The 25,966-nt window shown below is 72.7% G+C and carries 19 protein-coding genes; 9 read left to right on the plus strand and 10 right to left on the minus strand.

Annotation, left to right across the window (positions count from 1 at the left end):
* The first annotated feature begins 52 nt into the window (after window positions 1–52).
* Window positions 53–418, plus strand: a complete 366-nt coding sequence (locus ACIQUR_RS08290) for a YbjQ family protein (protein WP_403660275.1) — start codon at window positions 53–55, stop codon at window positions 416–418.
* A gap of 90 nt (window positions 419–508) precedes the next feature.
* Here ACIQUR_RS08290 and ACIQUR_RS08295 read toward each other — a convergent pair whose 3' ends face one another.
* The 3 genes from ACIQUR_RS08295 to ACIQUR_RS08305 all read right to left on the minus strand — a co-directional run bounded on the left by ACIQUR_RS08295 (window position 509) and on the right by ACIQUR_RS08305 (window position 4,296).
* Window positions 509–1,396: a phosphatase PAP2 family protein gene (locus ACIQUR_RS08295; protein WP_403660278.1), complete on the minus strand. Its 888-nt coding sequence runs from the start codon at window positions 1,394–1,396 to the stop codon at window positions 509–511.
* Between the two features lie 172 nt (window positions 1,397–1,568).
* Window positions 1,569–2,591 (minus strand): LacI family DNA-binding transcriptional regulator, encoded by a 1,023-nt coding sequence (locus ACIQUR_RS08300; RefSeq protein ID WP_403660281.1) that lies wholly within the window; start codon window positions 2,589–2,591, stop codon window positions 1,569–1,571.
* 25 nt (window positions 2,592–2,616) lie between these two features.
* Window positions 2,617–4,296: an alpha-amylase family glycosyl hydrolase gene (locus tag ACIQUR_RS08305; RefSeq protein ID WP_403660284.1), complete on the minus strand. Its 1,680-nt coding sequence runs from the start codon at window positions 4,294–4,296 to the stop codon at window positions 2,617–2,619.
* A gap of 211 nt (window positions 4,297–4,507) precedes the next feature.
* On the opposite strand from ACIQUR_RS08305, the gene ACIQUR_RS08310 reads away from it, so the two are divergent.
* The 7 genes from ACIQUR_RS08310 (at window position 4,508) to pulA (ending at window position 18,123) form a co-directional block, all read left to right on the plus strand.
* Entirely contained in the window at window positions 4,508–5,785 is a 1,278-nt protein-coding gene (locus tag ACIQUR_RS08310; RefSeq protein ID WP_399939469.1) for an extracellular solute-binding protein, read from the plus strand.
* Between the two features lie 44 nt (window positions 5,786–5,829).
* Window positions 5,830–6,846 carry a carbohydrate ABC transporter permease gene (locus ACIQUR_RS08315; protein ID WP_403660287.1) on the plus strand — a complete coding sequence of 339 codons (1,017 nt, stop codon included), beginning with the start codon at window positions 5,830–5,832 and terminating at the stop codon, window positions 6,844–6,846.
* Between the two features lie 2 nt (window positions 6,847–6,848).
* Window positions 6,849–7,730: a sugar ABC transporter permease gene (locus ACIQUR_RS08320; protein ID WP_403660290.1), complete on the plus strand. Its 882-nt coding sequence runs from the start codon at window positions 6,849–6,851 to the stop codon at window positions 7,728–7,730.
* Between the two features lie 158 nt (window positions 7,731–7,888).
* Window positions 7,889–9,538: a glycoside hydrolase family 13 protein gene (locus ACIQUR_RS08325; RefSeq protein WP_403660293.1), complete on the plus strand. Its 1,650-nt coding sequence runs from the start codon at window positions 7,889–7,891 to the stop codon at window positions 9,536–9,538.
* Window positions 9,535–10,596: a LacI family DNA-binding transcriptional regulator gene (locus ACIQUR_RS08330; RefSeq protein WP_399939479.1), complete on the plus strand. Its 1,062-nt coding sequence runs from the start codon at window positions 9,535–9,537 to the stop codon at window positions 10,594–10,596. The genes ACIQUR_RS08325 and ACIQUR_RS08330 overlap by 4 nt, the downstream gene beginning before the upstream one ends.
* Before the next feature lie 275 nt (window positions 10,597–10,871).
* On the plus strand, window positions 10,872–12,581 hold the full coding sequence (locus ACIQUR_RS08335) for a carbohydrate-binding module family 20 domain-containing protein (protein WP_403660296.1): 1,710 nt from the start codon (window positions 10,872–10,874) through the stop codon (window positions 12,579–12,581).
* 187 nt (window positions 12,582–12,768) lie between these two features.
* Entirely contained in the window at window positions 12,769–18,123 is a 5,355-nt protein-coding gene (pulA, locus tag ACIQUR_RS08340; RefSeq protein WP_403660299.1) for a pullulanase-type alpha-1,6-glucosidase, read from the plus strand.
* Between the two features lie 96 nt (window positions 18,124–18,219).
* On the opposite strand, the gene ACIQUR_RS08345 is transcribed toward pulA, so the two are convergent.
* The 7 genes from ACIQUR_RS08345 to ACIQUR_RS08375 form a co-directional block, all read right to left on the minus strand.
* Window positions 18,220–18,744 (minus strand): GNAT family N-acetyltransferase, encoded by a 525-nt coding sequence (locus ACIQUR_RS08345; protein ID WP_403660301.1) that lies wholly within the window; start codon window positions 18,742–18,744, stop codon window positions 18,220–18,222.
* A gap of 7 nt (window positions 18,745–18,751) precedes the next feature.
* Window positions 18,752–19,552 carry a TetR/AcrR family transcriptional regulator gene (locus ACIQUR_RS08350; RefSeq protein ID WP_403660303.1) on the minus strand — a complete coding sequence of 267 codons (801 nt, stop codon included), beginning with the start codon at window positions 19,550–19,552 and terminating at the stop codon, window positions 18,752–18,754.
* 82 nt (window positions 19,553–19,634) lie between these two features.
* Window positions 19,635–20,681, minus strand: coding sequence for a PDR/VanB family oxidoreductase (locus tag ACIQUR_RS08355; RefSeq protein WP_403660306.1), 1,047 nt, complete (start codon window positions 20,679–20,681; stop codon window positions 19,635–19,637).
* Window position 20,682: 1 nt separating this feature from the next.
* Complete coding sequence (locus tag ACIQUR_RS08360; RefSeq protein WP_403660309.1) at window positions 20,683–21,567, minus strand: metal-dependent hydrolase; 885 nt, start codon at window positions 21,565–21,567, stop codon at window positions 20,683–20,685.
* A gap of 90 nt (window positions 21,568–21,657) precedes the next feature.
* Window positions 21,658–23,595 carry a hypothetical protein gene (locus ACIQUR_RS08365; protein WP_403660312.1) on the minus strand — a complete coding sequence of 646 codons (1,938 nt, stop codon included), beginning with the start codon at window positions 23,593–23,595 and terminating at the stop codon, window positions 21,658–21,660.
* Window positions 23,596–23,673: 78 nt separating this feature from the next.
* Window positions 23,674–24,468 carry a tyrosine-protein phosphatase gene (locus ACIQUR_RS08370; RefSeq protein WP_403660315.1) on the minus strand — a complete coding sequence of 265 codons (795 nt, stop codon included), beginning with the start codon at window positions 24,466–24,468 and terminating at the stop codon, window positions 23,674–23,676.
* 56 nt (window positions 24,469–24,524) lie between these two features.
* The gene (locus ACIQUR_RS08375; protein WP_403660319.1) at window positions 24,525–25,127 is read right to left on the minus strand and encodes a rhomboid-like protein; all 603 of its coding nucleotides are present in this window, start codon (window positions 25,125–25,127) and stop codon (window positions 24,525–24,527) included.
* A 178-nt stretch (window positions 25,128–25,305) separates the two neighbouring features.
* Between ACIQUR_RS08375 and ACIQUR_RS08380 the strand changes: the two genes are divergently transcribed.
* A complete protein-coding gene (locus tag ACIQUR_RS08380) occupies window positions 25,306–25,893 on the plus strand; it encodes a hypothetical protein (protein WP_403660322.1) in 588 nt (195 codons plus the stop codon).
* The last annotated feature ends 73 nt before the right edge of the window (window positions 25,894–25,966 follow it).

Here is a 25,966-nt window from a genome sequence, read left to right on the forward strand (position 1 = left end):
AGAACGCCTCGTCCGGGATGCGCGGACCGGGCGCCCGCCCCAGGGTGGCCCCATGGGCATCGACGAATACGGCGGGGGCCCCAGCCCCCAGGCCGGCGTACTGGTCGTCACGACGAACGACGTCCCCGGGCACCGGGTGCAGCAGGTGATCGGTGAGGTCTTCGGCCTCACCGTGCGCTCACGGCACCTCGGCAGCCAGATCGGCGCGGGGCTGAAGTCCATGCTCGGCGGCGAGCTGAAGGGCCTGACGAAGACACTGGTGGAGACCCGCAACCAGGCCATGGAGCGGCTGGTCGAGCAGGCGCAGGCACGCGGTGCCAACGCCGTCCTGGCCATGCGCTTCGACGTCACCGAGGCCGCCGACGTGGGCACCGAGGTGTGCGCGTACGGCACGGCGGTGGTCCTGGCCCCGCAGTAGCGGGGCCCACGGGCGGGCCCGCGGGGCAGTGGCGGGGCCGCGGGGCGGTGGCGGGCCCACGGGGCCCGGAGGCTGCCGGCCTCCGGAGCCTCAGCGGCGGATACGGTTCAGCAGCGCGTTGCTCAGCGGCGGCGGCGACTGGTCCTCGGGCAGCCGGGGCAGCCGGTGCGCGAGCGAGCCGTACCAGACGTACGACAGGGAGTAGCCGAAGGCCAGGCAGAGCATGCCGCCCACCGCGTCCAGCCAGAAGTGGTTGGCGGTGGCCACGATGACGACGAGCGTGGCCGTCGGGTAGAGCAGGCCCAGGATCTTCGCCCAGGGCGCCGAGGCCAGCGCGAAGATCGTCAGTCCGCACCACAGCGACCAGCCGATGTGCATCGAGGGCATGGCCGCGTACTGGTTCGACATGTGCTTGAGGTTGCCCGAGGCCATGGAGCCCCAGGTGTGGTGCACCAGCACGGTGTCGATGAAGTCCTCGCCGTTCATCAGCCGGGGCGGCGCGAGCGGGTACAGGTAGTAGCCGACCAGGGCCACACCGGTGGTGGCGAACAGCACCAGGCGCGTGGGCGCGTACCGGCCCGGGTGCCGGCGGTAGAGCCAGACGAGCACACCGATGGTCACCACGAAGTGCAGCGTGGCGTAGTAGTAGTTCATGCCGACGACCAGCCAGGTCACGGAGTCGACGGCGTGGTTCACCGTCTTCTCGACGGCGATGCCCAGGTCGTGCTCCACCCGCCAGATCCAGTCGGCGTTCCGCAGGGCGGCCGCCTTCTGCTCCGGGACGGCGTTCCGGATGAGCGAGTACGTCCAGTAGCTGACCGCGATCAGCAGGATCTCGAACCACAGGCGCGGCCGGCGCGGTGCGCGCAGCCGCTCCCAGAGGGTGCGCGTGGACCCGCCGGGGCGGTCGTCCTCGGTCACGATGGGTGACGCGACATCCGTCCGGGTTTCCAGTGTCTTCACGCTCGCTTCACCCATGGGGAAAGAGTCTGCCAGATCGGTAGTGCCCTCCGATCATCCCTCGGGACGGTCTTCAGTGCATCAGATCAGTCCTACGTATGACCTTCGTACGGCGGACCCTTCCGGGACCCTCCCGATCCCCCTCGCGGGGCCCCTCCCCGGACCGCCCGCCGGGGCCGTCCCCGGCCCGTCAGGGCCGGGAGGGACCCGAGGCCGTCGACCCGCGGACCACCAGTTCCGGGAGGAAGACGAACTCGCTGGGCGGGGCGGGGGTGCCGCCGATCTCCTCCAGCAGCGTGCGGACGGCCGCCTGCCCCATGGCCTGCACCGGCTGGCGGATCGTGGTCAGCGGCGGGTCGGTGAACGCTATGAGCGGGGAGTCGTCGAAGCCGACCACCGAGACGTCCTGCGGCACGCGCAGCCCCTGCTGCCGCGCCGCCCGGATGGCACCGAGTGCCATCATGTCGCTGGCGCAGACCACGGCCGTGCAGCCCCGGCCGATCAGCGCGGTCGCGGCCGCCTGACCGCCCTCCAGGCTGTAGAGGGAGTGCTGGATCAGTTCCTCGGTCTCCGCGGGGCTCAGCCCGAGGCGCTCGCGCATCGCCGAGTGGAAGCCCTCGATCTTGCGCAGCACCGGGACGAACCGCTTGGGGCCGACGGCCAGGCCGATCCTGGTGTGGCCGAGCGAGGTGAGGTGCGTGACGGCCAGCTGCATCGCGGCGCGGTCGTCGGGGGACACGAAGGGCGCCTGCACCTTGGCCGAGTAGCCGTTGATGAGGACGTACGGCACGCCCTGGCCGCGGAGTTGGTCGTACCGGGTCATGTCCGCGGTGGTGTCCGCGTGGAGACCGGAGACGAAGATGATGCCGGAGACCCCGCGGTCCACCAGCATCTCGGTCAGCTCGTCCTCCGTGGAGCCGCCCGGGGTCTGGGTGGCCAGGACGGGCGTGTACCCCTGCCTGGTCAGGGCCTGCCCGATGACCTGCGCGAGGGCGGGGAAGATCGGGTTGTCCAGTTCGGGGGTTATCAGTCCGACGAGGCCGGCGCTGCGCTGGCGCAGCCGCACGGGCCGCTCGTAACCGAGCACGTCGAGCGCGGCAAGCACGGACTCGCGGGTGCCCGCGGCCACACCGGGCTTGCCGTTGAGCACGCGGCTGACTGTGGCTTCGCTGACCCCCGCCTGGGCTGCGATGTCGGCAAGCCTCGCGGTCATGGGATTGGACTGTACCGGTCGCATGTCAGATTGCCCACCACGTGCAGGAATCAGCGGGAATAAGGACAGTCCTCCCGTCCCCGCCGAGCGGGGAGCTGGAGAGCACCGGCCGTCCGGGAGAGGGGAGTTCGACGGGGACGCCCCGGGTGTTGAAGGTGCAGACGAAGCCCGGCCGCTCGAAGGCGAGCACCCCCGGCGGGGAGTCCAGCCACCGCATGCCGTTCCCCTCGCCGTTCCCCGCCGGGTCGGGCCCCGCGCCCAGCCCCGGCAGCGCCCGGCGCAGTTCGAGGGCGGCGCGGTACAGCTCCAGGGTGGAGTGCGGGTCGCCGGTCTGCGCCTCCACGGTCAGCCCCGCCCAGTCCGCGGGCTGCGGCAGCCAGCTGCCGCCGGGCCCGAAACCGTACGGGGGCTCCGCGCCCGACCACGGCATCGGCACCCGGCACCCGTCCCGCAGCCCCTCCTGCCCGTCCGCCGACGCACCCTGCGCCCCGGTCGCCGTCCCGCCGCGCCGGAAGGCGGGGTCGCGCCGCACCTCGTCCGGCAGGTCGGCGACCTCCGGCAGGCCCAGCTCCTCCCCCTGGTAGAGGTACGCCGACCCGGGCAGCGCCAGCATCAGCAGCGCCGCGGCCCGCGCCCGGGCCAGGCTGCCGTACCGGGTGGAGTGCCGTACGACGTCGTGGTTGGACAGCACCCAGGTGGTGGGGGCGCCCACGGAGGCGGTCGCGGCCAGCGACTCGTCGATCACCCGCCGCATCGCCTCCGGGTCCCAGGGGCAGTTGAGGAAGCGGAAGTTGAAGGCCTGGTGGAGCTCGTCGGGCCGGACGTACAGCGCCAGCCGCTCGGAGGTCGGCGCCCAGGCCTCCGCGACGCCGATCCGCTGGCCGGGGGTGCCGCACGGGCGGAGGGCGGGGGAGTAGGAGTCGAGCAGCCGCCGCCAGGAGCGGTGGATCTCGTGCACCCCGTCCTGGTCGAAGAAGGGGAGCACCTGCTCGCCGATCAGTCGCGCCTGGCCGCTGTGTCCGATGTCGGGCAGGCCGGGCGGCTTGACCATGCCGTGGGCGACGTCCACGCGGAAGCCGTCGACGCCCAGGTCCAGCCAGAAGCGCAGCACCGAGTCGAACTCCTCGCGGACCTCGGCGTGCTCCCAGTTCAGGTCGGGCTGCTCGGGGGCGAAGAGGTGGAGGTACCACTCCCCGTCGTCGACCCGGGTCCAGGCGGGCCCGCCGAACACGGACTCCCAGTCGTTGGGCGGCAGGTCGCCGCCGGGGCCCCGGCCGGGCCGGAAGTGGTAGCGGACCCGGGCCGAGGGGTCGCCGAGCGCCTCCTGAAACCAGCGGTGCCGGTCGGAGGTGTGGTTCGGCACCACGTCGACGATCACCCGCAGCCCCAGGCCGTGGGCGGCCCGCACCAGGTCGGCGGCGTCCTCCAGGGTGCCGAAGAGGGGGTCGACGGCGCGGTAGTCCGCCACGTCGTAGCCGCCGTCGGCCTGCGGGGAGGCGTAGAAGGGGGTGAGCCAGACGGCGTCGACCCCGAGCCGGGCGAGGTGCGGCAGCCGGGAGCGGATGCCGCGCAGGTCCCCGACGCCGTCGCCGTCGCTGTCGGCGAAGGACCGTACGTATACCTGGTAGATCACCGCGTCGCGCCACCAGCCGGTCGGCTTGCTGGAAGGACTTTCAGTGTGGACGGCGGTCAGCTCCTGGGTCATATCGGGGTCAACGCGACGACACCCCCCTGGGTTGCGGGCCCCCGGCGTCGAACAGCCAGCAAGGAGCGGCAACCTTCCGGACACGTGGATGTAACGATCCCCCGAGCTTGCAGAAAATTGCCGCAAGGTCTTTCGGTCGTCTTTCAAGCTTGTTACGTTCCCTTCCACTCGGCACCGCGAGGGAGCGGTCGGGATCACTGAAGGAGTTCATATGCGGCGTGGCATAGCGGCCACCGCGCTGGTCGCGGCCCTGGCGCTCGCGGCGACGGCCTGCGGCGGCGACAAGAACGACGGCGGCGAGGACGGCAAGAAGGCGGGCGGCGAGCTCTCCGGCACCGTCACCTGGTGGGACACCTCGAACGACGCCGAGAAGGCCACCTTCGAGAAGATCGCCAAGGCCTTCACCGCCAAGCACCCCAAGGTCACCGTCAAGTACGTCAACGTCCCGTACGGTGACGCGCAGAACAAGGCCAAGAACGCCTTCAGCAGCGGTGCCGACGCCCCGGACGTGATCCGCGCCGACGTCGGCTGGGTCGCCGACTTCGCCTCCCTCGGCTACCTGGACAAGGTGCCCGCCGAGACCGCCAAGAAGGTCGACTCCGAGTTCCTGCCGCAGGCCGCCGCCTCCGGCAAGTTCGAGGGCACCACCTACGCGGTCCCGCAGGTCATCGACACCATGGGCCTCTTCTACAACAAGAAGATCCTCAAGGACGCCGGCGTCGAGGCCCCCACCTCCCTGGAGGAGCTGAAGAAGGCCGCCGCCACGATCAAGAGCAAGACCGGCAAGACCGGCCTCTACCTGCGCGGCGACGACTCGTACTGGTTCCTGCCGCTCATCTACGGCGAGGGCGGCGACCTGGTCGACGCCAAGAACAAGACGGTCACCGTCGACTCCCCGGCCGGCGTGAAGGCCTTCAAGGCCGCCCGCGACCTGGTCACCTCCGGCGCCGCGCTCACCAACGCGACCGACGGCTGGAACAACATGCAGACCGCCTTCAAGTCGGGCAAGGTCGCCATGATGATCAACGGTCCGTGGGCCGTCGCCGACGCCTACGCCGGTGACGAGTTCAAGGACAAGGCCAACCTCGGCATCGCCGCGGTCCCGGCCGGCTCCGCCGGTCAGGGCGCCCCGCAGGGCGGCCACGACCTGGCCGTCTACGCGGGCTCGAAGAACCGCGACGCCGCCCACGCCTTCGTCGAGTACATGACCTCGCAGGAGGTCCAGGTGCAGTCGGCCAAGGAGCTCTCCCTGCTGCCCACCCGTACCGCCGCCTACGAGCAGCCGGACGTCAAGGGCAACGAGATGGTCCAGTTCTTCAAGCCCGCCGTGGACAAGGCCGTCGAGCGCGCCTGGATCCCGGAGAACGGCAGCCTGTTCGCCCCGCTCCAGGTGCAGTACACCAAGGCTGTGACCGGTGCGGCGAGCCCGGAGGACGCGGCGAAGGCGGCCGGCGCCGAGTTCCGCAAGATCCTCAAGGGCTGGAAGTAAGAGCCGAGAGCCGAAGACGGTAGAGGAAGGCAGGCCGACGGAGGATGGCTGTGGACACCACCACGAGCCAGTCGGTGGCGAAGGCCGCGGGCGAGGATCTCGCCCGCGGCCGGAGCCGCAGGACTGACCAGCGACCCGGGAAGTTCCGCCGGGCGGTTTCGACGCACTGGTACGCGTGGGCGATGATCGCCCCCGTGGTGATCGTGCTCGGCGTGATCATCGGCTGGCCCCTGGTCCGCGGCATCTACCTGTCGCTGACCGACGCCAACGAGCGCAACGTCGCCCGCACCATCGGCGTGAACGAGATCGAGGCCACGTACGAGTTCGTCGGCCTCGACAACTACACGGCGGTGCTGTCCGACCCGGTCTTCCTCCAGCGCCTGGTGTGGACGGTGGTGTGGACCGTCGCCTGCGTCTCCATCACCTTCACGCTCGGCCTGGTCCTGGCCAACATGCTGAACCGGACCTTCAAGGGCCGCGGCTTCTACCGGATGGCGCTCATCCTCCCGTGGGCCGTGCCCGGCTTCGTCTCCGTCTTCGCCTGGCGGTTCCTCTTCAACCGCGACAACGGCATCCTCAACAAGCTCCTCGAAGGCGGCGGGATCAGCGCGATCCCGTGGCTCGACGACCCCACCTGGGCCAAGGTCTCGGTGATCGCCGTCAACGTCTGGCTCGGCGTGCCCTTCATGATGGTCGCCCTGCTCGGCGGCCTGCAGTCCATATCCGGCGAGCTGTACGAGGCCGCGGAGATGGACGGCGCCGGCCCCTGGCAGCGCTTCCGGCACATCACCCTGCCCGGGCTGCGCACGGTCAGCATGACGGTGATCCTGCTCTCCACCATCTGGACCTTCAACATGTTCCCGGTGATCTTCCTGCTCACCCGGGGCGGGCCCGGCGACGCCACCGAGATCCTGGTCACCCAGGCCTTCCGCGAGGCGTTCATCGAGAGCCCCCGCGACTTCGCCGGCTCGGCGACCTGGGGCGTGCTGATCCTCGCCCTGCTCATGATCTTCGCGCTGGTCTACCGGCGCTCGCTGCGCAAGCAGGGAGAGGTGTGGTGACCATGGCCACGACGAACCCCACCACCCCCGGCCCGGCCGCGGCCAAGCCCGTCCGCAAGCGCGGCGAGCGCAGCCCGCTCGCCTCCTTCGGCCTGCACGCCACCCTCGCGGTCGCCTCGATCGTGGCGGTCTTCCCGGTCCTGTGGGTGCTGCTGACCTCGCTGAAGCCCGCGAAGTACGCGATCACCACGGACTTCCTCAAGGACACCACGCTCGACAACTACCGGTACCTGGTCGAGCAGACCTCGTTCTTCACCTGGTTCGCCAACTCCGCGCTCGTCGCCGGCGTCACCACGGTCCTGGGCGTCATGATCGCGGCCACCACCGGCTACGCGGTCAGCCGCTTCAAGTTCCCCGGCATGCGCCCGCTGATGTGGACCCTGCTCATCACGCAGATGTTCCCCATGGCGATCCTGATCGTGCCGCTCTACAACCTGATGGGGCAGCTCGGGCTGCTCAACCAGCCCGTCGGCCTGATCATCACCTACCTCACCATCGCGGTGCCGTTCTGCGCCTGGATGATGAAGGGCTTCTTCGACACCATCCCGGTGGAGATCGACGAGTCCGGCCGCGTCGACGGACTCAACCCCTTCGGCACCTTCTGGCGGCTGATCCTGCCGCTGGCCAAGCCCGGCCTGGCCGTCACCGCCTTCTACTCCTTCATCACCGCCTGGGGCGAGGTCGCGTACGCCTCCGCCTTCATGGTCGGCGAGGAGAACCTCACCCTCGCGGGCGGCCTCCAGACCTTCGTCACGCAGTACACCGCCAACTGGGGCCCGATGACCGCCGCCTCGGTGCTCATCGCGATCCCGGCCGCGGCGTTCTTCATCTTCGCCCAGCGCCACCTGGTCGCCGGCATGACCGCCGGCGCCACCAAGGGCTGACGCGCGGGGCCTCCCCGGGCCGTACGTACGGAACCCCCGCACAGGGTCCCGTACGTACGGCCCCCACCCCGTACCACCGACCGACGCGCGAACACGATTCAGCGCGGCGCCGACCCGACCGTCCGGCGCCGTCCCACCCCGAGACCTTCAGGGATGACATGACCCAGCACCTCGCTGCCCCCGCCGCCGCCCCGACCACCGGCACGCACACGGGATGGTGGAGAGACGCGGTGATCTACCAGGTCTACCCGCGCAGCTTCGCCGACAGCAACGGCGACGGCATGGGCGACCTCGAAGGCGTGCGCAGCAGGCTCCCGTACCTCAAGGAGCTCGGGGTCGACGCGGTGTGGCTCAGCCCCTTCTACGCCTCCCCGCAGGCCGACGCGGGCTACGACGTCGCCGACTACCGGGCCATCGACCCCATGTTCGGCACCCTGCACGACGCCGACGCGCTCATCCGCGAGGCCCACGCGCTGGGCCTGCGCATCATCGTGGACCTCGTGCCCAACCACTGCTCCGACCAGCACGACTGGTTCAAGCAGGCGCTGCGCGAGGGCCCCGGCTCCCGGCTGCGCGAGCGCTTCCACTTCCGCCCCGGCCAGGGCGAGAACGGCGAACTGCCGCCCAACGACTGGGAGTCCATCTTCGGCGGCCCCGCCTGGACCCGGGTCGAGGACGGCGAGTGGTACCTGCACCTCTTCGCCCCCGAGCAGCCCGACTTCAACTGGGAGCACCCGGCCGTCCAGGACGAGTTCCGCTCCATCCTGCGCTTCTGGCTGGACCTCGGCGCCGACGGCTTCCGCGTCGACGTCGCCCACGGCCTGGTCAAGGCCCCCGGCCTGCCCGACATCGGCTCCGGCGACCAGCTGAAGCTGCTCGGCAACGACGTCATGCCGTTCTTCGACCAGGACGGCGTCCACGAGATCTACCGCTCCTGGCGCCGGATCCTCGACGAGTACGAGGGCGACCGCGTGCTGGTCGCCGAGGCCTGGACCCCCACCGTCGAGCGGACCGCCCGGTACGTGCGGCCCGACGAGATGCACCAGGCCTTCAACTTCCAGTACCTCACCGCCCACTGGGACGCGGCCGAGCTGCGCGAGGTCATCGACGGCTCGCTCGCCGCGATGCGCCCCGTCGGCGCCCCCACCACCTGGGTGCTCTCCAACCACGACGTCACCCGGCACGCCACCCGCTACGCCAACCCGGCCGGCCTCGGCACGCAGCTGCGCGAGCAGGGCGACCGCGAGCTGGGCCTGCGGCGGGCCCGCGCCGCGACGATGCTGATGCTGGCGCTGCCCGGCTCGGCGTACGTGTACCAGGGCGAGGAGCTGGGCCTGCCCGACGTGACCGACCTGCCCGACGAGGTGCGCCAGGACCCGTCCTTCTTCCGCGCGGCCGGCCAGGACGGCTTCCGCGACGGCTGCCGGGTGCCGATCCCGTGGTCGGGCACCGAGGCCCCGTACGGCTTCGGCCCCGTCGCCGGCGGCCCCAGCTGGCTGCCGCAGCCCGCGTCCTGGGCGGGCCTGAGCGTCGAGGCGCAGTCCGGCGACCCCGACTCCACCCTGGAGCTGTACCGCTCCGCGCTGCGCCTGCGCCGGGACCACCCGGACCTGGGCGCGGGCGAGGACGTGGAGTGGCTGGCGGCCCCGGAGGGCGTACTGGCCTTCCGGCGCGGCTCCTTCGTGTGCGCGGCCAACACCACCGGCGAGCCGGTGCCGTTCCCCGCGCCCGGCACCCGGCTGCTGGCCAGCGGCCCCGTCGAGGACGGCGTGCTGCCGGCCGACGGCACGGTGTGGTGGGCGGTGTGACCGTCCCCGCGCCGCGGGGCGGCGAGCCCGGAGCACCACGGCTGGCGGACATCGCCGCGCAGGCCCAGGTCAGCGAGGCGACCGTCAGCCGGGTGCTCAACGGCAAGCAGGGCGTGGCCGAGTCCACCCGGCACAAGGTGCTGGCCGCGCTCGACGTGCTGGGCTACGAGCGGCCCGTACGGCTGCGGCGCAAGAGCAACGGGCTGGTCGGCCTGCTCATCCCGGAGCTGACCAACCCGATCTTCCCGGCCTTCGCGCAGGTCATCGAGCAGGCGCTGGCCGGGCACGGCTACACCCCGGTGCTGTGCACGCAGACGCCGGGCGGTGCCACCGAGGACGAGCTGGTGGAGCAGCTGGAGGAGCGCGGTGTCACCGGCATCGTGTTCCTCTCCGGTCTGCACGCCGACGCGGCCGCGGATCCGGCCAGGTACCTGCGGCTGGCGGCCCGCGGCACGCCGTTCGTGCTGATCAACGGTTACAACGAGAAGATCAGCGCGCCGTTCGTGTCCCCGGACGACCGGGCCGCCGCCACCATGGCGGTGCGCCACCTCGCCGAGCTGGGGCACGAACGGATCGGCCTCGCGATCGGCCCCACGCGGTACGTGCCCTCGCGCCGGAAGGCGGAGGGCTTCGCGGCCGTGCTGGCCGAGGTGCTGGGGATCGACGACCCCGAGCCGTACATCCAGCGCACGCTGTTCACCGTGGAGGGCGGCCACGCGGCCGGCGGCGCCCTGCTGGACCAGGGCTGCACCGGCATCGTGTGCGGCAGCGACCCCATGGCGCTGGGCGTGATCCGGGCGGTGCGCGAGCGCGGGCTGCGCGTGCCCGAGGACGTGTCGGTGGTCGGTTTCGACGACTCGCCGCTGATCCCCTTCACCGACCCGCCGCTGACCACGATCCGCCAGCCGGTCCGCGCCATGGCGACGGCTGCGGTGGGTGCGCTGCTGGAGGCCGTCGGGGGGAACCCGGTGGAGCGGACGGAGTTCGTGTTCCAGCCGGAGCTGGTGGTGCGGGGTTCCACGGCGCAGGCGCCCCGGCCCGCCCGTCCGGGCGCGTAGGGCCCTCAGGGCCCCCGTCCGGCCGGGCCGGGACTGGTTGAACCGTACAGCGTTGCAATCTCTTGCGTAAGTTGTTGCGGACAAAAAACGCCTGTATTTCCGGCTGATGACGAAGGTGTGTCCAAAGGGTTGACGGTGTGGTGGTGGGCCTCGTACGGTCGCGACCGCAAGAAGTTTCAGTCAACTTGCAGACCAGTTCTCGGCCTTACGGGCATGGCGCGTTGCCGTACGAGGTCACCCGCACCCGCACCCGCACCCTCTTGCCAGGAGGACCCATGCCCCCGCGCACCCGCAGAGCCGTGGGGGTGACCGTCGCCCTCGCGGCGGCCGCCCTCACGGTCCAGGCACCACAGGCGTCGGCCGTGCCGCCCGGCACCAAGGACGTCACGGCCGTGCTCTTCGAGTGGAAGTTCGACTCGGTGGCCAAGGCCTGCACCGACTCGCTCGGCCCCGCCGGATACGGCTTCGTCCAGGTCTCCCCGCCCCAGGAACACGTCCAGGGCGGCCAGTGGTGGACCTCGTACCAGCCGGTCAGCTACAGGATCGCCGGCCGGCTCGGGGACCGCACCGCCTTCAAGAAGATGATCGACACCTGCCACGCGGCCGGCGTCAAGGTGGTCGCGGACTCCGTGATCAACCACATGGCCGGCCAGGACGGCTCCGGCGTCGGCACCGGCGGCTCGGCCTACTCGAAGTACAACTACCCCGGCCTCTACTCCGGCGCCGACATGGACGACTGCCGGGCCACCATCTCCAACTACCAGGACAAGGCCAACGTCCAGAACTGCGAGCTGGTCCAGCTCGCCGACCTGGACACCGGCGAGGACTACGTCCGCGGGAAGATCGCCGGATACCTCAACGACCTGCTGTCGCTGGGCGTCGACGGCTTCCGCGTCGACGCCGCCAAGCACATGCCGGCCGCGGACCTGGCCAACATCAAGTCCCGGCTGACGAATCCTTCCGTCTACTGGAAGCAGGAGGCGATATACGGCGCCGGCGAGGCCGTCTCGCCCAGCGAGTACCTCGGCAACGGCGACGTCCAGGAGTTCCGCTACGCCCGCGACCTCAAGCGGGTCTTCCAGAACGAGAACCTCGCCTACCTCAAGAACTTCGGCGAGGCCTGGGGCCACATGCCGAGCGGCCAGTCCGGGGTCTTCGTCGACAACCACGACACCGAGCGCGGCGGCGACACCCTCAGCTACAAGAACGGGTCCGCCTACACGCTCGCCAGCGTGTTCATGCTGGCCTGGCCGTACGGCTCCCCGGACGTCCACTCCGGCTACGAGTGGACCGACAAGGACGCCGGCCCGCCGAACGGCGGCACGGTCAACGCCTGCTACACCGACGGCTGGAAGTGCCAGCACGCCTGGCGCGAGATCTCCTCGATGGTCGCCTTCCGGAACACGGCCCGCGGTCAGGGCGTCGTGAACTGGTGGGACAACGGCGGGGACCAGATCGCCTTCGGCCGCGGGACCAAGGCGTACGTCGCCCTCAACCACGAGGGCGCGGCGCTCACCCGCACCTTCCAGACCTCGCTCGCCGCGGGCGACTACTGCGACGTGCAGAGCGGCCGGAACGTGACCGTGAACGCCTCCGGGCAGTTCACCGCCACCCTCGCCCCCGGCACCGCCCTCGCGCTGCACACCGGCGCCCGCACCTGCTCCGGCACGCCCGTCCCGCCGCCCAGCGGCGACAGCGGGGCGAGCTTCGCCGTCAACGCCACCACGACCTGGGGCCAGGACGTCTACGTCGTCGGCAACCAGGCCGCCCTCGGCAACTGGAACACCGGCTCCGCGCTCAAGCTCGACCCCGCGGCCTACCCCGTCTGGAAGCTCGACGTGACGATGCCGGCGGGCACCGCCTTCGAGTACAAGTACGTCCGCAAGGACGCGGCGGGCAACGTCACCTGGGAGAGCGGCGCCAACCGCACCGCCACCGTCCCCGCGAGCGGCAAGATCACGCTCAGCGACACCTGGCGCAGCTAGCGCCCCCGGACCAGGGCCGCCCGGCACCATCCAGTTCCCGCCACCGCCGGGCGGCCCTCACCCGTACCGACCGCACCAGCCGGTGGAGCGGCACCCGGAGCGCGTACCCGGGCAGCACCGGGACTCCGTACCCGGCAGCACGCTCCACCCCGCACGGCCCCTGTCCCCGCTTCAAGGAGATCCTCCCTTGATACGCCCAGCCCTGCGCGCGGCGGCCGTGACGGCCGCCGCCGCCCTGGCAGCGACCCTCGCGCCCGCACTCCCGGCCGCCGCGGCCAAGCCGCCGGCCCCGCCCTCGGACGCGAGTCTCGCCAAGCAGCCGACCCGGCACGACCTGACCCGCGAGCAGTTCTACTTCGTCCTGCCCGACCGCTTCGCCAACGGCGACCCGGCCAACGACCGGGGCGGCCTCACCGGCACCCGCCTGGAGACCGGCCTCGACCCCGAGGACAAGGGCTTCTACCAGGGCGGCGACCTCAAGGGCCTGACCCAGCGGCTCGACTACATCAAGGGCCTGGGCACCACCGCGATCTGGCTCGCGCCGATCTTCAAGAACCAGCCGGTGCAGGGCACCGGCAAGGACGCCTCCGCCGGCTACCACGGCTACTGGATCACCGACTTCACCCAGGTCGACCCGCACTTCGGCACCAACGCCGACCTCACGAAGCTGATCGACACCGCCCACCGCAAGGGCATGAAGGTCTTCTTCGACGTCATCGCCAACCACACCGCCGACGTCGTCGACTACCGGGAGAAGTCCTACAACTACCTCTCCGAGGGCGCCTTCCCGTACCTGACCAAGGACGGCGTCCCCTTCGACGACGCGGACTACGCCGACGGGAAGAGGAAGTTCCCCGCGGTCTCCGCGAAGTCGTTCCCGCGCACCCCGGTCGTCCCCGAGGCCAAGAAGGACCTCAAGGTCCCCGCCTGGCTCAACGACCCCACGATGTACCACAACCGCGGCGACTCCACCTTCGCCGGCGAATCCTCCGACCAGGGCGACTTCTTCGGCCTCGACGACCTGTGGACCGAGCGCCCCGAGGTCGTCAGCGGCATGCAGAAGATCTACGAGAAGTGGGTCGCGGACTTCGCCATCGACGGCTTCCGCATCGACACGGTCAAGCACGTCAACACCGAGTTCTGGACCCAGTGGGCCACCGCCCTCGACCGGTACGCCGCGCAGCGCGGCCGGCCCGACTTCTTCATGTTCGGCGAGGTCTACTCCGCGGACACCGCGGTCACCTCGCCGTACGTGACCCGCGGCCGGCTCGACGCCACCCTCGACTTCCCGCTCCAGGAGGCGATCCGCGCGTACGCCTCCCAGGGCGCCCCCGCCGGCCGGCTGGCCTCCGTGCTCGCCGACGACCACCGCTACACCAGCGACCGGGCCAACGCCTACGAGCAGGTCACCTTCCTCGGCAACCACGACATGGGCCGCTTCGGCACCTTCCTGAAGCAGGACAACGCCGGGAAGGACGAGCGCGAGCTGCTGGACCGCTACCGGCTCGCCAACGAGCTGATGTTCCTCAACCGCGGCAACCCCGTCGTCTACTACGGCGACGAGCAGGGCTACACCGGCGCCGGCGGCGACAAGGACGCCCGCCAGTCCCTCTTCGCCTCGAAGACCGCCGACTACCTGGACGACGACCAGCTCGGCACCGACCGCACCCACGCGAGCGACGCCTACGACCCGCAGCACCCCCTCTACCGGCAGATCGCCGCGCTCTCGAAGCTGACCAAGGCACACCCGGCGCTGCGCAACGGCGTCCAGACGGAGCGCCTCGCGCAGGACTCCGTCTACGCCTTCACCCGCACCGACGCCTACTCCCGCGCCGAGTACCTGGTCGCCGTCAACAACGCCGCCGGGCCGAAGACCGTGACGGTCCCGGTCGACAGCGCCCCGGGCACCGACCTCACCGCCCTGTACGGCACCCGGGACGCCGTCCGCGTCGACGCCGACGGCAAGGTCACCGTCACCGTCCCCGCCCTCGGCTCCGTGGTCCTGGCCGCGGACACCCCGCTGGCCCTCCCCGCCACCGGCCCCTCCGTCACCCTCCAGGCCCCCGCGCCCGGCGCCACCGGCACCGTGGAGCTGTCCGCCCGGGTCACCGGAGGCGCCCTGAACCGGGTGGTGTTCGCCGCCCAGACCGGAAACGGGCCCTGGCAGGTCCTCGGCACCGCGGACCACGCCCCGTACAAGGTCACCCAGCACGTGACCGCCCCCCAGGGCACCCCGCTGCGCTACAAGGCCGTCGCCGTCGACACCGCCGGCCACACCGCGAGCGCCCTCGCGGAGTCCGTCGCCGGACAGGTCCCGCCGAAGGAGGTGCCGACCGCCACGCAGCGCGACTACGCGGTCGTCCACTACAAGCGCCCCGACGGCGACTACACCGACTGGCGCCTCTACGCCTGGGGCGACATCGCCGACGGCGAGGCCACTCCCTGGCCGGCCGGCCACGGCTTCACCGGCCGCGACGCGTACGGCGCCTTCGCGTACGTACGCCTCAAGCCCGGCGCCACCTCCGTCGGCTACCTGGTCATCGACAAGGACGGCAACAAGGACGTCGCCGCCGACCGCACCATGGACGTCACGAAGACCGGCGAGATCTGGCTGGAGCAGGGCAAGGAGGCCGCCCGCACCGAGCGGCCCGAGTACCCCGCCCAGGACACCGCCAAGGCCGTCCTGCACTACCAGCGCGCCGACGGCCAGTACGACGGCTGGGGCCTGCACACCTGGACCGGCGCCGCGAACCCGACCGAGTGGTCCAAGCCGCTGATGCCGGCCCGCTTCGACCCGTACGGCGCGGTGTACGAGGTCCCGCTCGCAGCCGGCGCCACGAGCCTCAGCTACATCCTCCACAAGGGCGACGAGAAGGACCTGCCCTCCGACCAGTCCCTGGACCTCAAGGCCAACGGCCACGAGGTCTGGCTCCTCGGCGGCAAGGAGAAGTACCTCCTCCCGCAGCCGGCCGGCTCCTCCGCGGCCCTGGACCTCACGAAGGCCCACGCCGTCTGGATCGACCGCAACACCGTGGCCTGGAACGCCCCCGAGGCCGCCGCCTCCGCCCAGCTCCTGGCCTCCCGCGACGGCTCGGTCAAGGCCTCCGGCGGCGCCCTCACCGGCAACGCGAGCTGGCTGCGGCTGAACCGCACGCAGCTCACCGACGCCCAGAAGGCCGCCTTCCCGCACCTGGCCAAGTACGCCGCCTTCAGCGTCGACGAGCGCGACCGCGACCGGGTCCGCGAGGCCCTGCGCGGCCAGCTCGTGGCCGCCGCCCGCGCCGCCAACGGCGCCGTGCTCGCCGCCACCGGCGTGCAGCTCGCCGGCGTCCTGGACGACCTGTACGCACCCGCCGCCCAGGGCGCCGCCCTCGGCCCCGTCTTCGGCCGCGACGGCTCCGTACGCCTCTCCGTCTGGGCCCCGACCGCCCAGCGCGTCGCCCTCGAACTCGGCGACCGCACGGTCCCGATGAAGCGGAACGCCACCTCCGGCGTGTGGACCGCCACCGGCGGCACCGACTGGCGCGGCAAGCCCTACCGCTACGCCGTCACCGTCTGGGCCCCCTCGGTCCAGCAGCTCGTCACCAACCGGGTCACCGACCCCTACTCCACCGCCCTCACCACCGACTCGGCCCGCAGCCTCGCCGTGGACCTCGCCGACCCGGCCCTCAAGCCGGCCGGCTGGACCGGGCTGAAGAAGCCCGCCGCGGTGCCGTTCCAGCGCGCCCAGATCCAGGAGCTGCACGTCCGCGACTTCTCCGTCGCCGACCGCACCTCCGGCCACCGGGGCCAGTACCTCGCCTTCACCGACACCGGATCGGCCGGCATGGAGCACCTGCGGAGCCTCGCCGCCGCCGGCACCTCCTACGTCCACCTCCTCCCGGCCTTCGACATCGGCACCATCCCCGAGAAGCCGGCCGACCGCACCGAACCCGCCTGCGACCTGTCCGTCTACGCTCCGGACTCCGAGGAGCAGCAGGCCTGCGTCGCCGCGGCCGCCGCGAAGGACGCGTACAACTGGGGCTACGACCCGCTGCACTACACCGTCCCCGAGGGCTCGTACGCGAGCGACCCCGAAGGTACCCGGCGCACCGTCGAGTTCCGGCGGATGGTCCAGGGCCTGAACGGCGCCGGCCTGCGCACGGTCATGGACGTGGTCTACAACCACACCGTCGCCGCCGGGCAGTCGGACAAGTCGGTCCTCGACCGGATCGTTCCCGGCTACTACCAGCGCCTGCTCGCCGACGGCTCCGTCGCCACCTCCACCTGCTGCGCCAACACCGCGCCCGAGAACGCCATGATGGGCAAGCTCGTCGTGGACTCGGTCGTCACCTGGGCCAGGGAGTACAAGGTCGACGGCTTCCGCTTCGACCTCATGGGCCACCACCCGAAGGCCAACATCCTGGCCGTCCGCGCCGCACTCGACGCCCTCACGGTCGCCAAGGACGGGGTCGACGGCAAGAAGATCGTCCTCTACGGCGAGGGCTGGAACTTCGGCGAGGTCGCCGACGACGCCCGATTCGTCCAGGCCACGCAGAAGAACATGGCCGGCACCGGCATCGCCACCTTCTCCGACCGGGCCCGCGACGCGGTCCGCGGCGGCGGCCCCTTCGACGAGGACCCGCGCGTCCAGGGCTTCGCCTCGGGCCTCTACACCGACCCGAACACCTCCCCGGCCAACGGCACCCCGGACCAGCAGAAGGCCCGCCTGCTGCACGCCCAGGACCTGCTCAAGGTCGGCCTGTCGGGCAACCTCGCCGGCTACTCCTTCACCGACACGGCCGGCCGCACGGTCAAGGGCTCCGAGGTGGACTACAACGGCCAGCCGGCCGGCTACGCGGCGGCCCCCGGCGACGCCCTCGCCTACGTGGACGCCCACGACAACGAGTCCCTCTACGACGCCCTCGCCTACAAGCTGCCGGCCGGCACGTCCACGGCCGACCGCTCCCGCATGCAGGTCCTGGCCATGGCCACGGCCGCGCTCTCGCAGGGCCCGGCGCTCTCCCAGGCCGGCACGGACCTGCTCCGCTCCAAGTCCCTCGACCGCAACTCGTACGACAGCGGCGACTGGTTCAACGCGGTCCACTGGGACTGCCGCGACGGCAACGGCTTCGGCCGCGGCCTGCCCCCGGCCGCCGACAACCGGTCCAAGTGGGTGTACGCCAAGCCGCTGCTGACCGGCCCCGCCCCCGGCTGCGCCGAGATCACCGCCGCGGCGGGCGGGTACGCCGACCTGCTCCGGGTCCGCACCACGGAGCCGGCGTTCTCGCTGGCCACGACCGCCGAGGTGCAGTCCGCCCTGTCCTTCCCGCTCTCCGGGAGGGACGAGACCCCGGGCGTGGTCACGATGAAGCTGGGCGACCTGGTCGTCGTCTTCAACGCCACGCCCGCCGAACAGCGGCAGACCCTCGGCACCGGTGGCTCGTACCGCCTGCACCCGGTCCAGGCCGCCGGCACCGACCCGGTGGTGAAGGGGGCCGCGTACGCGTCGGGCACCTTCACCGTCCCGGCCCGGACGGTGGCGGTCTTCAAGCGCGGCTGACCCACGCGCACCGCAGGAACGCCTGCCGTGTCCGGCCCGAGGAGGGCCGGACACGGCAGGCGCGCGTCCGGGGGCTCCCACACGTCCAGCGGCCGCCTACACGTCCAGCCGCCGCTCCAGCAGGACCACGCCGTACACCCGCCCGTCCTCGGCGACCTTGGAGGGGAACTCGCCGACCACCCGGTAACCGGCGCTCCGGTAGTAGGACAGCAGCCGCGGGTTGGTCGACTGGCAGTCCAGCCGGGCCAGCTCGCGCCGGGTCCGCGCGATCCGCGCCTCGGCGTGCTCCAGCAGGCGCCGCCCGGTCCCCGCGGGGGCCGTCGCCCGGTCGACCATCAGCCGGTGCACGTAGCCCGCGACCGGCGGCTGCACGCCCCAGGCCTCCTCGTCGGACCACCACAGCTCGTACGCGCCGCAGACCGCGCCGTCGGCGTCCCGGGCCAGCCACACCTCGCCCTCGCGCATCTTCCGCCGGAAGTGCTCGGCGTCCTTCTCCCCGGCCTTCCACTGCTCGATGCCGTTCTCGCGCATCCAGGCCGCGGCGCCGTCGTACAGCCGCACGAGGACCGGCGCGTCCTTCTCGTCGGCCCGCCGGAACACAATCCCATCGTCAATGATCACGCGGGAATTATCGCGGCGCGGGCACTCCGCCGGGCGCCTCGGCGGCAACCGCGGCCCCCGCCTCCGCACCCGCCCCGGCAGCCGGGGCCACCTCGGTCACCACCTCCGTGACCACCTCCGCCGGAACCAGGGCCACGAGCCGCCCCACCAGGTCCCCGAACGGCCCGTCCGCGGGCTCGCCCGCCAGGATCCGTACGAGCACCCCGGCCATCTCCGCGTCGTACGCGGCGCTCACGGCGGCCAGCGCGGCGAAGTCGTGCACCAGCTGCAGCTCCAGCTCGGCCCGGGGGATCTTCCGCCCGTCCAGCCAGATCAGGGCGGTGGACTCGGCCAGCGACACCCACGACCTGACCACCAGCTCCAGCCGCGCCGGCGGGTCGGTGATCCCGAGGTGGGCCAGGATGTTGTCGTACGCGGCCTGCCGCACCTCGTCGATCATCGCGTTGGTCCGGCTGGACCCGGCCGCCGGCCCGCCGCGCATCAGCGCGGAGAAGCCCGGCCCGTGGTCCTCGACGAACTCGAAGTACCGGCCCATCACACGCAACAGCCGCGCCCCGAGCGGCCCTTCCCTGGGCTCCTCGAACCGCCCCGCCAACTCGTCGGCGGCCCGCCGCAGCGCGGCCTCGTACAGGCTCAGCTTCCCGGGGAAGTAGTGGTAGACGAGCGGGCGCGAGATCCCCGCCGCCGCGGCGATCTCGTCGATCGACACGTCGTCGGGCGACCGGTGGCTGAACAACTCCAGCGCGACACCGATCAGCTGCTGCCGCCGCTCCTCGACACCCATCCTGCGCCGTACCCCGGTTGTCATACGAACCACCCTACCCACCCCGCCCCCCACCCGGCCCAGGCACCGGCCCCGGTGACCGCGGGCAGGGGGTGGCGCCGGCCGCCTAGAGGTCCAGGACCAGGTGGTCGTCCTTGGCGCGGGAGACGCAGAGGAGCATCGAGTCCTCGCGTTCCCCGTCGGTGAGGAGTTCGTCGCGGTGGTCGACCTCGCCCGCGAGGACGCGGTGTTGGCAGGTGCCGCAGAAGCCCTGTTCGCAGGAGTACGGGGTGTTCGGGAGTTCCCTGCGGATGGCCGCCAGGGCCGTCGAGTCCGCGGGGACCTCGATCGTGCGGCCCGAGCGGTGGAGTTCCACCGTGAAGGGGCGCGCCTCCGCGGTGGCCGTGGTCGGGGCGAAGCGTTCCAGGTGGAGCGTGGCGGCCGGGGGGACGAGGGCCGTCACCGCGTCCATCAGGGGTTCCGGGCCGCAGCAGTAGACCGCCGTGCCCGGCGGGAGGTCCCGTACGAAGTCCAGGTCCAGGAGGCCCGCTTCGTCCTGCGGGGTCACCGTCACGCGGTCCCCGTACCCGGCCAGGTCCGCCAGGAACGGCATCGTGGCGCGGCTGCGGCCCCCGTAGTGCAGGTGCCAGTCCGTGCCCGCCGCGGTGGCCGCCCGGAGCATCGGGAGGACCGGGGTCAGGCCGATGCCGCCGGCGATGAACACGTACCGGAGGGCCGGGACCAGGGGGAAGCGGTTGCGCGGGACGCGGAGCTCCAGTTCGGCGCCCTCCACGAGCTGCTCGTGGACCTCGCGCGAGCCGCCGCGGCCGTCCTCGACGAGCCGGGTGGCGAACTCGTACGCGCCCCGTTCGGCAGGATCCCCGCAGAGGCTGTACTGCCGGACCAGGCCCGAGGGCAGGTGGACGTCGACGTGGGCGCCCGGCTCCCAGGAGGGGAGGTCGGACGATTCGACCCGGATGCGGACCACGCCCTCGGCGATCACGTCCCGGCCGGTGATCAGCCCGTACAGGGGCCGGCGCGGCGAATGGCCCGAGACCGGGTCCTCCAGCGCGGGCAGCGGCCACAGCGGGGACCGCTCGATGCGGCTGCGCAGCGCCCGCTTGACCACCAGCGCGGTGCCGGCCGCGAGGGCCAGCTTCAGGGCACGGGACACCTCATGCACCGCCGTTCGCGCCGGGCGACGAGGCCAGGTACGCGGCCGCCTGGGCCGTCGAGCCCTCCTGCGAGGGGTGGTAGGCCTTCGACAGGTAGCGGGGTATGGACTTCAGCATTGCGGGGGTGGAGGGCAGCGTGCCCGCCCGCCCCGCCCGGTAGAACTGGCCGAACGAGGCCCTGGCGTCCGTCAGCGTCGGGTCGTTCTCCATGAAGAACCGCGCCCCGCGCTGCCACAGGAACACCAGCGCGCCGAAGGCCGTGGCCCAGGTCCGCACCCGCCGCCGGTACCCGCCGTCCACGTGCATGAACAGCTCGAAGGCCACCGACCGGTGCTCCACCTCCTCCGCGCCGTGCCAGCGCAGCAGGTCCAGCATCACCGGGTCCGCGCCCCGCCGGTCCAGCTCCTCGGCGTTGAGCACCCAGTTGCCGAGGAAGGCCGTGTAGTGCTCGATGGCCGCGATCATCGCGACCCGCTCCATCAGCCACCAGTGCCGCGCCCTGCCCGGCGGCAGCGTGCGGTCCCCGAGGAGCTTCTCGAACAGCCAGTCCACCTGGGCGGTGTACGGGGTCGGGTCCAGGCCCAGCCGCCGCAGGTGGGGCAGCACGTCGTCGTGGGCCTGGGAGTGCATCGCCTCCTGCCCGATGAAGCCGATCACGTCCTCGCGCAGCCGGTCGTCCTCGATGTGCGGCAGCACCTGCTTGTAGACGTGCACGAACCAGCGCTCGCCCGCCGGGAGCAGCAGGTGCAGCACGTTCATCGTGTGCGTCGAGAACGGGTCGCCGGGGAGCCAGTGGAGCGGGGTGTCGGCCCAGTCGAAGGACACCTGGCGCGCCTTGAGTTCCATGTGCTCGGACGCCACCGGGGCAGGCTGCGTATTAGACATGGCGTCAATGTACTGATGGGTAGAGCTTCCGCAATACCCCCTGCGAGCCAGTTGTTGCGGAAGGCCGCCTCCCGGGCAGCCCCGCCCGCCCTACCGCAGCACCCCGGCCTTCGTCCCGTCCGCCAGCCGCCCGCTCAGCTCCACCTGCGCGCCCTCCTCGGCCGGCGCGGCGAGCCGGTTGCCCACGACGGTGCGGTTCACCGCACCGCCCACCGTCACCGAGGCGAACTGCCGGCTGCCGGCGGCCAGTACGTACCAGTTCCCGGCTCCCGACTTCCACAGCACACCGGCCAGCACTCGCGGCAGCCTCGGGCCGCACTCGGCCGCCCCCTCGCCGCGCGCCACCAGCGCCCCGACACCGCTGCCCGGCGCCTGGAACTGCGCCAGCACCCGGTCCGCCGTGCCCCGCCAGGTGTCCGCCCGGGTGCACAGCCAGGCGCCGGTGCCGTTGCCCTCGGGCAGCTGCTGCTTCGCGTACGCCCAGGAGTTGACCGACCGGACGCCGTGCGCCCGTACCGCGGGGAGCAGACAGGCCGTACGGGCCCACTGGCCCAGTTCCGTCGCGCCGGCCACGTCCGTCGGCGCGTCCGGCGGGCCCGAGGTCAGCCGGGCCGGGATCAGCTCGCCCAGGTCCGTGACCAGGCGGGTGACGGAGCCGGAGCCCGGCCCGGCGGCGGCCGCGGCCGAGGTGAAGGCCAGCGCGTTCCACGAGGCGCAGGAACGGTCCAGCGCAGGACCGGCGGAAGGCGCCGTCACCCCGTCCGTCAGCCGCAGCGGCGCCGGTTCGGCGGCGGGCTTCAGCAGGTCCCGCACCGCCGCCGAACGCACCCAGGGGGCCGTCAGGTAGCGGACGTTGCCGTCCACCCGGCTCAGCACCAGGGCGTTCGCGGTCTCCGCGGAGGCCCCGTCGGCCCGCGCGAAGTCCAGGGCCGCGCCCGCGGTCCCGGCGCGCGGCTCGGCGTACCGCACGATGCGCAGCCCGTCGTACAGCAGCACCACCACGGCCTGGTCCACCTCGCCCGCGTACAGCAGCTGCGGGGGGCCCATGGCCGGCCCGGTCGGCGTACCCGGCGTGGCGGACACCCGTACGGCGGCGCCCGGCCGGGCCCACACGGCCAGCGCTCGCCGCAGCAGCTCGCGGTCGGCGGTCCGCCCGCCCCGCGCGGGCCAGACGGAGAAGTCGCTGCGGGAGGCCGTGCGCCAGGCCTCCGCCCCGGCGAACGTCACCAGCGCCGGGTCCAGGGCCTGCTCGGCGGCGGCGTTCCGGGCGTACGGCGGGGCCGCCGCGCCCTCGGCACCCCAGCCGCCGCCCGGCAGGGCGAGCAGCGTCCCGGCCACCAGGGCGGCGGCCGCCGCGGCCAGCGCGGTACGGGCGTGCCGGCGGCGCCGCAGCAGGTCGGTGGGCCGGGCCTGGAGCAGGCAGGGGTCGAACTCGGGGGAGTCCAGCAGCGGGTCGGACTCCGCGTCACCGGCCTGCGCGAGGGCCTCCGCCGGATCGGCCACCCCGGCCGCGGCCAGCACCCGGGTCACCTCGGCCTCCGGCAGGCCCTCCATGGCCCGCAGCACGTAGGCCGCGCGCCCGGCACCGGTCAGCGTGCCCAGCCACTGGTCCAGCGCCAGCTCCTCCGCGCCCCCGGCCCGCGGGAACAGCCGCAGCCCCCACACCTGGGGCAGGGCCGGCGGCAGCTGCGCCCGCTTGGGCCAGGCCCGCCGGCGCAGCGGCAGCCCGGCCTCCAGCGCGGCCCGCAGCACCCGCAGCCGGACGTACGCGTACCCCGGGTCCCCGCCGGCCGCGCCCCTGCGCTGCGCGGGCAGCGCCCCGGTACGGGACCGGGGCAGGGCCCGCTGCGCGAGGGCGTGCGCCGTGAGCACCCGGCGGCTGCGGCCGAGGCCCGGCGGCAGCACCAGGTAGGCGATGCGCACCAGCCGCGGGTAGTGCTCGACGATGGCGGCCTCGGCCCGGTCGAGGTCGACCTCGACGGCGGCTGCGGGGGACGCGGGGCGGGTGGCGGTATCCGGAGTGGGCACGTTCAGCAGAACGAGCGAATCGTCGGATGGTCACCGCCCCGGCACGGGCCTGCCCCGCCTGCCCGGACGGTCTGGGCCTCAGCCGATCAGCCGCGCCCGGATGGCCTCCACCGCCTCGTCGGAGACGCCCAGGCCCTCCCGTACGTACTTCTCCATGGACCCGTACCGCGTCGCGACCTCGTCCAGCGCCGCCCCCAGGTACGACGGCACCACGCCGATCAGGGCCAGCGCGATCTCGGGGTTGCCGCCGGACGCGGTGAAGCCCTCGATCATCGGGGCGAACGCCTGCCGCACCGCCGGGTTCACGGAGAGGTATTCGGCCATCAGGGTCTCGTCGTCCGCGCCGAGCAGCGCCAGGACGACGGTCGCCGCCCAGCCCGTACGGTCCTTGCCCGCCGTGCAGTGGAAGAGCAGCGGGCCGGCCTCCGGGTCCGCCAGCTCGGTCAGCAGCGTGCGGTACGCGGCCTGGCCCGAGCCGGAGCTGACGAAGGAACGGTACGTCTGCTCGAACAGCCGCTCCGCGCGCCCGCCGCCCAGCTCCCGCTCCGCCACGGCCGGGTCCGCCAACAGGTGCTTGAGCTGCGCCGCGGCCGGCATCTCGCCGGAGGTCACCTTGTCGGCCAGCACGTCGCCCACGAGCAGCCGGACGCCCTCCGGCACCCGGTCGGGGTGGTCGGCGCGCTCGGCGGCCGTACGGAAGTCCAGCACCGTGCGCACGCCCAGACCGGCGAACGCCGCGTCGGCCGCCGGGTCCAGCCGGTCGAGCTGCCCCGAACGCAGGACGAGGCCCGGGCGCACGCTGCGCCCGCCGGGCAGCGGCGTGCCGCCGAGGTCGCGGACGTTGGCGACGGTGGTGGACGGTATGGCGGTCATCGGAGGGGCTCCAGGTCACTCGTAGGGCACGGCGCACGCCACGGACGGCGAGGCTTTCATCCCGTTATGCGGGCTTTCATCAATGAACGTACGGGAGGTCGGCGGTCTCCGGCGACCGCCAGTCCGAGCCCCAGGGCCAGCGCCACCAGGTGCCCGGCGTCCGTGAAGGTCCGCTCGCGCCGCAGCAGCGGCCGCACCCCCAGGGCCAGCAGCCCGGCCCGCGCACCGGTCCGTACGGGACCCCGCGGCAGTACGGAGGTCAGCGCGCCCAGCACCGCGTAGAACCCGTAGCTCGTCCCCACGTCGACCGCACCCCGCACCTCGGGCCCGGCCCGCCGCGCGCGCAGCGCCCCGTACACGAGCGCGGTGGCACCCGCGTGCCCCAGCGCGAACACCCCGGCGGCCCACCAGGCCCCGTACGCGTACTCGGCGTACCCCAGGACGGCGAGCAGCAGCAGCGCGTAGGGGAGGGGCATCGGCTCCTCGACCACGAACGCACTGCTGACCAGGGTGTCCCAGCGCCCGGCGGCGAGGTTGTCGACGTTGGTGGAACAGCCCAGCAGCACCCGCCGCCGCACCCCGCCGTCCACCCGCGCGAGCACGAGGGCCCCGGCCTGCACGACCCCGGTGTACACGGGGGCCAGGAGTAAGGGAGTCATCCGGTCATGATCCTTCATGGGTTCCTGTAGCGGACATCCGGTACCCGGTCTGTCCGGAGTGCGGGACGGGTGCGAGCATGGCCCGGACATGACGAAGTTGCCCTCGCCGGTTCGCGCCGTACGGGCCGCGGTGTTCGCGGCGGTGTGCGTGGCATTGGCTGCTGTGGGGCATTCGTCCATGTCTGACGGGGAGATCCCGTTCGGGGTGCTTCTGGGGGCTTCCGCGGGTGTCGCGGGGCTCGCCTGGGCCGGTGCCCGGCGGCGACGCGGCGGGTTCGCGATCGGTGCCTCGCTGCTGGCCGTCCAGGGCGCCCTGCACCTGCTCTTCGTCCGTACCGAGCGCCCCCATCCCGCCGCCCATCTGCACCACCACATGGACATGGACATGGGGATGGACATGGGCGCGGCGACGGACATGGGCGCCGGCGGGGCCGCCATGGCCGGCATGGGTGCGCACAGCGGCATCGGCATGGTCGCCGCGCACGCGCTCGCCGGGCTGCTCTGTGCCGTGTGGCTGGCCCGCGGCGAGGCCGCGCTGTACCGCCTCCTCCGGGTCGTGGCCCTGCTGGCCGCCGCCCCGGTCCGGCGCGCCCTGGCCCTCGTCCGCGCCCACGCGCCCGAGCCGCCCGCGCACCGCCCCCGCCCGCACCCCCACCGCCCGCGCCGGCTGCGCGGCGCGGTGCACGCCCACGCCCTGGTCCGGCGCGGGCCGCCCGTCTTCCGAGCACCGAGCACCACGGCCCCCGGCCGTCCTGCCTGCGCCTGACGAAGACGGCGTACCCGGCGTGATGGCGTGACCTGGGGCCGGTTCCCCATGTCTTCGCCAACACCTAGGACCA

Source organism: Streptomyces sp. NPDC101132 (assembly GCF_044759225.1).
Lineage (GTDB): Bacteria > Actinomycetota > Actinomycetes > Streptomycetales > Streptomycetaceae > Streptomyces.

Excerpts from the sequence above, each read along its gene's own strand:
- ACIQUR_RS08360 (WP_403660309.1), bottom strand. The coding sequence starts at position 21,567 with ATGTCTAATACGCAGCCTGCCCCGGTGGCGTCCGAGCACATGGAACTC.
- ACIQUR_RS08295 (WP_403660278.1), bottom strand. The coding sequence starts at position 1,396 with ATGGGTGAAGCGAGCGTGAAGACACTGGAAACCCGGACGGATGTCGCG.
- ACIQUR_RS08315 (WP_403660287.1), top strand. The coding sequence starts at position 5,830 with ATGGCTGTGGACACCACCACGAGCCAGTCGGTGGCGAAGGCCGCGGGC.
- ACIQUR_RS08300 (WP_403660281.1), bottom strand. The coding sequence starts at position 2,591 with ATGACCGCGAGGCTTGCCGACATCGCAGCCCAGGCGGGGGTCAGCGAA.
- ACIQUR_RS08380 (WP_403660322.1), top strand. The coding sequence starts at position 25,306 with ATGTCTGACGGGGAGATCCCGTTCGGGGTGCTTCTGGGGGCTTCCGCG.
- ACIQUR_RS08310 (WP_399939469.1), top strand. The coding sequence starts at position 4,508 with ATGCGGCGTGGCATAGCGGCCACCGCGCTGGTCGCGGCCCTGGCGCTC.
- ACIQUR_RS08375 (WP_403660319.1), bottom strand. The coding sequence starts at position 25,127 with ATGACTCCCTTACTCCTGGCCCCCGTGTACACCGGGGTCGTGCAGGCC.
- ACIQUR_RS08290 (WP_403660275.1), top strand. The coding sequence starts at position 53 with ATGGGCATCGACGAATACGGCGGGGGCCCCAGCCCCCAGGCCGGCGTA.
- ACIQUR_RS08320 (WP_403660290.1), top strand. The coding sequence starts at position 6,849 with ATGGCCACGACGAACCCCACCACCCCCGGCCCGGCCGCGGCCAAGCCC.
- ACIQUR_RS08325 (WP_403660293.1), top strand. The coding sequence starts at position 7,889 with ATGACCCAGCACCTCGCTGCCCCCGCCGCCGCCCCGACCACCGGCACG.
- ACIQUR_RS08305 (WP_403660284.1), bottom strand. The coding sequence starts at position 4,296 with ATGACCCAGGAGCTGACCGCCGTCCACACTGAAAGTCCTTCCAGCAAG.
- ACIQUR_RS08370 (WP_403660315.1), bottom strand. The coding sequence starts at position 24,468 with ATGACCGCCATACCGTCCACCACCGTCGCCAACGTCCGCGACCTCGGC.
- ACIQUR_RS08335 (WP_403660296.1), top strand. The coding sequence starts at position 10,872 with ATGCCCCCGCGCACCCGCAGAGCCGTGGGGGTGACCGTCGCCCTCGCG.
- ACIQUR_RS08350 (WP_403660303.1), bottom strand. The coding sequence starts at position 19,552 with ATGACAACCGGGGTACGGCGCAGGATGGGTGTCGAGGAGCGGCGGCAG.